The organism is Aquabacterium sp., assembly GCF_021768455.1.
Classification (GTDB): Bacteria; Pseudomonadota; Gammaproteobacteria; order Burkholderiales; family Burkholderiaceae_C; genus Aquabacterium.
The window spans coordinates 1-1,892 of record NZ_JAIZVX010000278.1; the positions used below are offsets into that span (position 1 = coordinate 1).

Genomic DNA, 1,892 nt, shown 5'->3' on the forward strand with positions numbered 1-1,892 from the left:
CAGGGTCACGCCGCGTTCCAGCCAGTGCTGGCCGTCGAAGGCCATCAGGTGCACGGGCATGGCGTCGAGCACCTCGTTGCCCACGATCACGCCCTCCATGGCGTCGGGCAGGCTGTCGGCCCAGATCACCTTGTGGACCAGACCGGGGTGGGCCTTGGTCAGGCGCTGGTGTTGGCGGTCGCGCAGGGTGCCGGAGAGGTCGACGATGGTGTAGCGGGTGAGGCGGTCGCCCAGCTCGCCCAGCAGCTGTTCGGCCAGGGCACCGGTGCCTGCGCCGAACTCCCAGACCTCGGTGGTGCCGGTGGCCTCGAGCGCCTGGGCCACCTGGCGGGCCAGGGTCTGGCCAAAAAGCGGCGTCAGTTCGGGGGCGGTGACGAAGTCGCTGCCGTCCTGCGGCAGGTGGCCGATCACGCGGCGGCCCCCTGTGTAATAGCCCAGCCCCGGGGCGTAGAGGGCCAGTTCCATGAAGCGCTCGAAGCGCATCCAGCCGCCCCGCTCGCTGATTTCGTGGGCGATGAGGCGGGCCAGGGGCACGCTGGAGGCGGGGGGCGCCACTACACTGTGGCCGGCGTTGCTGGGGCGGTTCATGCCCCGATTGTAGAAAGCCCCATGTCATCCATCCCCCTGTCTTCCTTGCCGACCCTGGGCCAGGCTGCGGCCGCCAGTGCGTCACCGTCTCCCATTCCCGCCGGCCAGGCCACCCGCAGCGTGCTGGTGACCGGGGCGGGCAAGCGCCTGGGGCGTGAGATTGCGCTCACCCTGGCCGATCAGGGCTGGGACGTGGCCGTGCACTGCCGCGCTTCGCGCACCGAGGCCGAAGCCACCGCCGCGCAGATCCGCGAGCGGGGCCGCCGGGCCGTGGTGCTCGCCGCCGACCTCTCCGACGAAGCCGCCTGCCGCAGCCTGATCCCCGATGCCGTGGCCGCTTTGGGCCAGCTCGATGCCGTGGTCAACAGCGCCTCGACCTTCGAGTACGACAACGCCGCCTCGTTCAGCTACGCCATGCTGGAAAAGCACCTGCGTGCCAACACCGCGCCCGCCGTGGTGCTGGCCCAGTTGCTGGCCGACCACCTGGCCACCCGCCAGGCCGAGGGCGCCGTGGTCAACCTGCTGGACCAGAAACTCTGGAACCCCAACCCGGATTTCATCAGCTACACGCTCTCGAAGGCCGCGCTGGAGGCCGCCAACACCCTGCTGGCCCTGGCCCTGGCGCCCCGCCTGCGTGTGGTGGGCGTGGCCCCGGGCCTGACCCTGACCAGCGAGTGGCTGCAGGGCGCACAGTTCGAGCAGGCGCACCGCCTCTCGCCCCTGGGTCGCTCGTCGACCCCGCAGGACGTGGCCGCCACCGTGGCCTTTGCCCTGGCCAACCGCTCGATCACGGGCACCACCTTGCTGGTCGATGGCGGCCAGCACCTCCAGCGCTTCGAGCGCGATTTTTCGATGATGTGAGCCGCCCATGTCGATCACCAAAGGCAACCAGACCCTCAACCTCACCGGCCTGCGTTTCGACGCCAACCTGGGCATCCTGGAAAACGAGCTGACCACGCCGCAGCCCATCCAGGTCGACGCCGAACTCAACATGGGCAGCCAGCCCCTGCTGCCCAGCGACGACGAGATCCTCAACGTGCTGGATTACCGCCGCGTGCGCACCATCATCATCGAGGAGTGCACGGCCCAGCACGTCAACCTGCTCGAAACCCTGATCGGCAAGGTCAGCAAGCGCCTGATGGAGCTGCCGGGGGTGCAGGGCGTGCGCGTGAAGATCGCCAAGCTGGAGATCTTCGATGACTGCGAAGTCGCCATCCGCATGGAAACCGGCCAGTGGTGAGGCCCGATGTGGGGGATCGGGGCTGACGAAACGGGCCGGATCGGCGAAAATGGTGGGTTATGAC

The 1,892-nt window shown here is 69.0% G+C and carries 3 protein-coding genes; 2 read left to right on the forward strand and 1 reads right to left on the reverse strand.

Annotated features, from left to right (window positions below; all coding sequences use genetic code 11):
- Positions 1-588 (reverse strand): SAM-dependent methyltransferase (locus tag QZ994_RS19705; protein WP_290877755.1); only part of this gene is annotated, 588 nt, incomplete at its 3' end.
- 21 nt (positions 589-609) lie between these two features.
- Here QZ994_RS19705 and QZ994_RS19710 point away from each other — a divergent pair.
- Positions 610-1,449 (forward strand): SDR family oxidoreductase, encoded by an 840-nt coding sequence (locus tag QZ994_RS19710; protein WP_290877756.1) that lies wholly within the window; start codon positions 610-612, stop codon positions 1,447-1,449.
- 7 nt (positions 1,450-1,456) lie between these two features.
- The gene (locus QZ994_RS19715; protein ID WP_290877758.1) at positions 1,457-1,828 is read left to right on the forward strand and encodes a dihydroneopterin aldolase; all 372 of its coding nucleotides are present in this window, start codon (positions 1,457-1,459) and stop codon (positions 1,826-1,828) included.
- Positions 1,829-1,892: the final 64 nt, after the last annotated feature.

Coding starts and splice junctions, on each gene's coding strand:
- QZ994_RS19710 (WP_290877756.1), top strand. CDS start 610: ATGTCATCCATCCCCCTGTCTTCCTTGCCGACCCTGGGCCAGGCTGCG.
- QZ994_RS19715 (WP_290877758.1), top strand. CDS start 1,457: ATGTCGATCACCAAAGGCAACCAGACCCTCAACCTCACCGGCCTGCGT.